Raw genomic sequence first — 6,711 nt, forward strand, 5'->3', positions numbered from 1 at the left:
AATTAACCCCTCGCAACTTTTTTGAGATCAATAGCCACAACAGGTGGTTGTGGGTAATAGGTAGCATTAGTCATCGCTTTTGCTTTTAAGCCCTCAGGTGCTTGATAAAGCGGGCTTAATGATGCTAATGCTTCCGTAGTTTTTAAGTATGATTGGCTACCGAGTGTGTCTAAATAACAGAACACGCCACCTCTAAATGGAGGGAAGCCTAAGCCATAAACTAGCGCAATATCTGCATCTGCAGGGCTTTGGATTATGCCTTCTTCTAAGCAACGAACGACTTCGTTTATCATTGGTGCCATCATTCGAGCAATAATTTCTTCTTTCGTAAATGAACGCTTAACTTTGCAGATAGAATTCAGTAGTTCATCGGTTTGTGGGTCATTGATTTTTTTAGGTTTTCCTTTTTTATCTTTTTCGTATTGATAAAAGCCTTTCCCGTTCTTTTGGCCAAAACGTTGTTGTTCATACATCACATCAATTGCATTTTTACCCGTTTTACTCATTCGCTCAGGGAAACCTTGCGCCATCACTTGTTCAGCGTGGAAGGCGGTATCGATACCAACGACATCAAGTAAATAAGCAGGGCCCATCGGCCAGCCAAATTCTTTTTCCATGATTTTGTCGATCTCTTTGAAATCCGCACCATCTTGGAGTAATAAGTTGAAACCTGCAAAATAAGGGAATAGAACACGATTCACAAAGAAACCAGGGCAATCGTTCACCACAATTGGTGTTTTGCCCATTTTATTTGCATAGGCAACGACTTTTGCGACAGTATCGTCAGACGTTTGTGTACCGCGGATAACTTCCACTAAAGGCATTCGGTGTACAGGGTTGAAGAAGTGCATGCCACAAAAGTTTTCTGGGCGTTTTAAGGATTGAGCCAATGTGGAAATTGGAATTGTTGAAGTATTAGATGCCAGTATCGTTTCTGGTGAAACAAGTGATTCCGCTTCAGATAGCACGGCGGCTTTTACTTTGGGATTTTCAACCACAGCTTCGACAATGATTTGGCTATTTTCAATGCCATTATAAGATAATGAAGGGTGGATCGCGGCTAAAGTTGTTGCCATTTTAGCTGCACTAATGCGCCCCCGCTCAAACTGGTTATTTAACAGTTTTTGGGCTTCTTCAATACCAAGATCTAAAGACTTCTCATTGATGTCTTTCATTAGTACTGGCACACCTTTACTGGCGGATTGGTAAGCTATCCCTCCACCCATAATACCTGCGCCTAAAACAGCGGCTTGAGTTGGCGCTTTAACATTTTGAGCCAGTTTTTTACTATTGGATTTAATTTGTTGATCATTAAGAAAAATACTGACCAATGAACGGGCAACATCACTGTGAGCGAGAGGGACAAAAGCTGCTGTTTCATGTTTAAGCGCTTCATCACGAGTGCAATTTGCTGCTTTCTCAATGGTATTGACCGCCGCCATTGGCGCTGGGTAGTGTTTTCCTGCAACTTGATACACCATGCCTTTTGCAACATTGAAGCTCATGGTCTGCTCAAGTGGGCTTAATTGAAGAGGAGCCAGTTTAGGTTGGCGTTTCTTCTGCCAATTCATGTTACCCGCAATGGCTGACTCAATAATGGCTAAAGCAGATTGTGGCAATTTTTCGGTTTCAACTACGGCATCAACTAGCCCTAATTTGAGTGCTTGAGGCCCGCTGACATCTTTACCAGCAGTAATAATTTCTAGCGCGCTATCTAAACCAATTAGTCTTGGCAAACGAACAGAGCCACCAAACCCTGGCATGATACCAAGTTTCGTTTCGGGTAAACCAATGCGAGCATCAGGTGAGGCGATCCGAAAATCTGTTGATAAAACACATTCACAGCCGCCACCAAGTGCATAACCATTGATTGCACAAATCGTCGGAACGGGAAGATCTTCAATGCGATTAAAGATGCTATTAGCGTATTGCAGCCATTCACTTAGGGTTTCTTTCGGTGCTTCAAATAATGAGAGGAATTCTTTGATGTCAGCTCCGACAATAAAAGCAGATTTGTCAGAGCGGAAAATAACACCTTGCAGATCAGGTTGACGCTCAAGAACAGACACGGCTTCATCCAGTGAAGCAACGGTGTGGGTATCCAACTTATTGATTGGCCCTGGTGAATTAAAAACCAGTTCTGCAATACCTTTTTTCAACCATTGAATATAGATTGTTTCACTTTGATAAAGCATTCTGTTCTCCTTTACATGAAAAAGTTATCTGGTACGACCAGATGATTTTAGTGTGACTAGAATGTTAATTAATTGCAAATAGTTAATAACAAATTTGGAATCTTGGTCACAGCAATTAAGCTAAATACTATTGTTTTAAAATGATATTTTTATTATTTATCAATTAATTAGTTTAGATTTGCAACGGAGTGCATATCCGTTAAGAACAGAACGTGATAAGCTTGAATTTTCTAATTAATGCTGAAAGGTTGAAGGAAATGGAAAAACTGACTGCACTCTACGCTGATCATATTAAAACGTTACAAAACAGAACTCAGCAAGTCTTACAGCGCAGCAAATTAGATGCCATATTGATTCATTCGGGTGAACCACTTCGCATCTTTCTTGATGATAGTGACTACCCATTTAAGGTTAATCCGCACTTTAAGGCTTGGGTTCCTGTTACGGATGTCCCCCATTCTTGGTTATTAGTTGACGGTGTTAATAAACCTAAATTATGGTTTTACTCACCCGTTGATTATTGGCACAGTGTTGAGCCACTTCCAAATGGCTTTTGGACGAAAGATGTCGAACTAATTCATCTAAAAAATGCAGATGATATCAAAGGGTTCCTGGCCAGTTTACCAAAAGAGAATGTAGCTTATATTGGTTCAGCGGCAGCAAGAGCCGAATCTTTAGGCATCTCTTTAGATAATATCAATCCGAAGCCAGTCTTAGACTATTACCATTTCCATCGTGCCTATAAAACAGACTACGAACTGTATTGCATGCGTGAAGCGCAAAAAATGGCGGTAAATGGCCATCTTGCTGCATTGGAAGCCTTCCGTGCTGGAATGAGTGAGTTTGATATTAATGTCAGTTACTTACAGTCAACAGGCCACCGTGATACTAACGTGCCGTATGGCAATATTGTTGCATTGAATGAAAATGCAGCAGTGCTTCATTACACTAAATTACAGCAATCCGTTCCTGCTGAATTACGGAGTTTCTTGATTGATGCAGGCGCCGAATATAACGGTTACGCGGCTGATATCACGAGAACGTATGCAGCAAAAGGCAAGGATGAATTTGCTGAATTAGTCTCAGATGTTAATAAAGAGCAGCTTTCTCTTATCGATACAATTAAAGCGGGCGTTCGTTACACTGATTACCATGTGGATATGCATCATCGTATAGCAAAAATCCTTGCAAAACATGATATTGTTAATGGTATTAGTGAAGAATCAATGGTTGAGAATGGTTTAACTACACCATTTTTACCTCATGGTTTAGGGCATCCATTAGGTCTGCAAGTCCATGATGCAGCTGGATTTATGCAAGACGACAATGGGACACATCTTGCCGCGCCAAAAATGTATCCTTTCTTGCGTTGTACTCGTGTTCTAGAACCCAAAATGGTGTTAACTATCGAGCCAGGTCTTTACTTCATTGAATCTCTGCTTTCATCGTGGAGAACGGGTGAGTTTAGTCAGCATTTTAATTGGGATAGAATTGAGTTCTTTAAGCCATACGGTGGTATTCGTATTGAAGACAATATCGTGATCCATGCTAACCGCATCGAAAATATGACTCGAGACCTGCATTTACGTTAATGAAACCTTATTTAATACCGGCAGAAACGATTTCTTTTACAGAAGAAATTAAAAAAAGCCGATTTATTACTTACTTAGCTCATACCGAGGGTATTGAAGCGGCGAAAGATTACATTCAATCGATTAAAGCACAATACCCCGATGCTCGGCACCATTGCTGGGCATTCGTTGCTGGCCGTCCTGACGATTCTCAACAATTGGGTTTTTCCGATGATGGGGAACCTACAGGGACGGCGGGTAAACCTATTATGGCGCAGCTCTTAGGTAGTCAGTTAGGGGAAATCACTTGTGTGGTTGTGCGTTATTTTGGTGGGATAAAATTAGGTACTGGTGGGTTAGTTAAAGCTTATGGTAATGGCGCACAACAAGCGCTGAAAATATTATCGACACAAACCAAAGTCCCGCAAAAAGTGTTTAATTTAGTGTGTGATTATTCGCTAATTAATGCAATAGAACAGCTGCTTGCTCAGGTCAATGGCGTGATCTTGCACAGTGATTATAATGAAGTTGTTGCTTTGCAAATTACAATTCCTGCTACCCTTGAGCAGGAGGTCAATGATAAATTACGCGATATAAGCCGTGGTGCCTTAACGCTCACGCCAGAATCGGAATAGTCAACCGCTTTAGCAAGGAACCTGCCGAATGCATTTTCGTGCAATAACCCGTATTGTCGGGCTGCTTGTCATCATTTTTTCTTTTACCATGGTTATTCCCGGTATTGTCGCGTTAATTTATCGCGATGGTGCGGGGCGAGCCTTCAGCCAGACCTTCGTTACGGCGTTATTAATTGGTCTATTTTTATGGTTACCTACGCGTAATAGCAAACATGAATTAAAAGCGAAAGAAGGCTTTCTTATTGTTGTCTTGTTTTGGACCGTATTGGGCAGTGTGGGAGCATTACCGTTTATTTTCTCTGAAAGACCAAACCTTTCCGTGACGGATGCCTTTTTTGAGTCCTTTTCTGGCTTAACGACGACTGGAGCAACAACATTAACAGGACTCGATTCTTTACCTAAAGCAATTTTATTTTACCGACAAATGTTGCAGTGGCTTGGGGGGATGGGGATCATCGTGCTTGCAGTTGCTATTCTTCCACTATTAGGTGTTGGGGGAATGCAGCTTTATCGTGCAGAAATGCCAGGGCCATTGAAAGACAATAAAATGCGTCCTCGAATTGCGGAAACAGCAAAAACACTCTGGCTTATCTATGTATTATTGACGATAGCCTGTGCAATTGCGTTATGGATAGCTGGGATGGATGTGTTTGATGCGATTTCCCATAGCTTTTCAACAATTGCTATTGGTGGGTTTTCTACCCACGATGCCAGCGTCGGTTACTTTAATAGCCCCGCAATTAATACCATTATTGGTGTTTTCCTTATTATCTCAGGGTGTAACTTTGGTTTGCACTTTGCAGTTTTAACTGGGCGAAGCCTTGGTATTTATTGGCGCGATCCTGAATTTAAGATGTTTATCAGCTTCCAATTTGTTCTCGTGGTGGTGTGTACTGCGGTATTGATGTACCACTCAGTCTACGGCGGTTTGGGTCAAACACTTGATCAGGCTTTTTTCCAAGTTGTATCAATGGCTACAACGGCAGGCTTCACTACAGATAGCTTCTCTGGTTGGCCGCTATTTTTGCCAATGCTTTTATTGTGTGCAGCATTTGTTGGTGGATGTGCAGGCTCAACAGGGGGCGGCTTAAAAGTTATCCGTATCTTATTATTGTTTTTACAAGGTTCCCGCGAACTCAAACGGCTGGTACACCCAAATGCAGTCTATACCATCAAGCTTGGTCAAAGAGCACTTCCTGAACGTATAATAGAGGCTGTTTGGGGCTTTTTTTCTGCGTATGCATTGGTTTTTGTTGTCAGCCTCTTATTACTTATCGCAACAGGTGTCGATGAATTTTCAGCGTTTTCTGCGATTGCGACTACATTGAATAACTTAGGACCTGGGTTAGGCACAGTAGCGGATAATTTCACAAGTATGAATCCAGCGGGTAAATGGATTTTGGTCGTTACCATGTTATTTGGTCGTTTAGAAGTGTTTACCTTATTAGTGTTATTGACTCCAACGTTTTGGCGTGAGTAATACAGTACAATATTGCTATATATAGAAATGATAAAAATCTAGGAACGATAATGAGTTATTTACTTCTACATTCCAGTACGGATGGGCAGACGAAAAAAATTGTTTTAAAAATAGCAGAGCAATTGCGTAGCTTAGGGCGAGAGTGTGATATTCGCGATTTGAATACAGAGCAAAATTTTAATTTATCTGCTTATGAAAAGGTACTGGTAGGTGCTTCTATCCGTTATGGGCATTTTAATAAAAAACTTCAGCGTTTCGTGACTTCTCATCAAAGCCAGTTGAATTCAATGAAGACCGCTTTCTTTGCAGTGAACCTGACAGCAAGGAAAGAAGGCAAGAATACCGTAGAGACAAATGCTTATACACGTAAGTTTCTGGAGGCTTGTCCTTGGAAGCCAGCATTGAAGTCTGTTTTTGCGGGGGCGTTGTTTTACCCGCGCTATAAATGGTTCGACAAAGTGATGATCCGTCTCATTATGAAAATGACTGATGGACCAACAGACCCTAATACTGAAATTGAGTACACCAATTGGGAGAAGGTTTCCTACTTTGCGATTGAGTTTGATAATCTATAGTGTGATTTATCAACAAATCATGTTTTTTTTATACGAATTGTTTAATTATTCGGCTGTCAGTAAGAAATATCAAAAAAACACTTGCGAGATTTTTTCGTCTCCCTATAATGCGCATCCGTTGTCACGACAAACCGCTTCGGCGAAAAGGGGAAACCCAGTGATAACGGAGGTGAAGAAAGAAAAAGTTGAAAATAAACACTTGACTTTCTAAAAGAAAAACGTAATATACGTCACCTCGCAGCAACGACCCAGAAG

Annotated in this window: 5 protein-coding genes; 4 read left to right on the plus strand and 1 reads right to left on the minus strand. The window is 41.1% G+C overall.

Features of this window, described 5'->3' with window-relative positions; translation table 11 throughout:
• Positions 1-2 precede the first annotated feature (2 nt).
• Entirely contained in the window at positions 3-2,195 is a 2,193-nt protein-coding gene (gene fadB, locus KDJ85_RS17620; RefSeq protein WP_225820755.1) for a fatty acid oxidation complex subunit alpha FadB, read from the minus strand.
• Between the two features lie 257 nt (positions 2,196-2,452).
• On the opposite strand from fadB, the gene pepQ reads away from it, so the two are divergent.
• The 4 genes from pepQ to hemG are packed head-to-tail and all read left to right on the plus strand — an operon-like array spanning position 2,453 to position 6,456.
• Positions 2,453-3,787 (plus strand): Xaa-Pro dipeptidase, encoded by a 1,335-nt coding sequence (gene pepQ / locus KDJ85_RS17625; RefSeq protein ID WP_225820756.1) that lies wholly within the window; start codon positions 2,453-2,455, stop codon positions 3,785-3,787.
• The gene (locus tag KDJ85_RS17630) at positions 3,787-4,401 is read left to right on the plus strand and encodes an IMPACT family protein (RefSeq protein WP_225820757.1); all 615 of its coding nucleotides are present in this window, start codon (positions 3,787-3,789) and stop codon (positions 4,399-4,401) included. The genes pepQ and KDJ85_RS17630 overlap by 1 nt, the downstream gene beginning before the upstream one ends.
• Positions 4,402-4,429: 28 nt before the next feature.
• Entirely contained in the window at positions 4,430-5,881 is a 1,452-nt protein-coding gene (gene trkH, locus KDJ85_RS17635) for a Trk system potassium transporter TrkH (RefSeq protein ID WP_225820758.1), read from the plus strand.
• A 50-nt stretch (positions 5,882-5,931) separates the two neighbouring features.
• The gene (gene hemG / locus KDJ85_RS17640; RefSeq protein ID WP_225820759.1) at positions 5,932-6,456 is read left to right on the plus strand and encodes a menaquinone-dependent protoporphyrinogen IX dehydrogenase; all 525 of its coding nucleotides are present in this window, start codon (positions 5,932-5,934) and stop codon (positions 6,454-6,456) included.
• Positions 6,457-6,711 lie beyond the last annotated feature (255 nt).

The organism is Providencia vermicola (genome assembly GCF_020381325.1).
Classification (GTDB): domain Bacteria; phylum Pseudomonadota; class Gammaproteobacteria; order Enterobacterales; family Enterobacteriaceae; genus Providencia; species Providencia vermicola.

Coding starts and splice junctions, on each gene's coding strand:
- fadB (WP_225820755.1), bottom strand. CDS start 2,195: ATGCTTTATCAAAGTGAAACAATCTATATTCAATGGTTGAAAAAAGGT.
- pepQ (WP_225820756.1), top strand. CDS start 2,453: ATGGAAAAACTGACTGCACTCTACGCTGATCATATTAAAACGTTACAA.
- KDJ85_RS17630 (WP_225820757.1), top strand. CDS start 3,787: ATGAAACCTTATTTAATACCGGCAGAAACGATTTCTTTTACAGAAGAA.
- trkH (WP_225820758.1), top strand. CDS start 4,430: ATGCATTTTCGTGCAATAACCCGTATTGTCGGGCTGCTTGTCATCATT.
- hemG (WP_225820759.1), top strand. CDS start 5,932: ATGAGTTATTTACTTCTACATTCCAGTACGGATGGGCAGACGAAAAAA.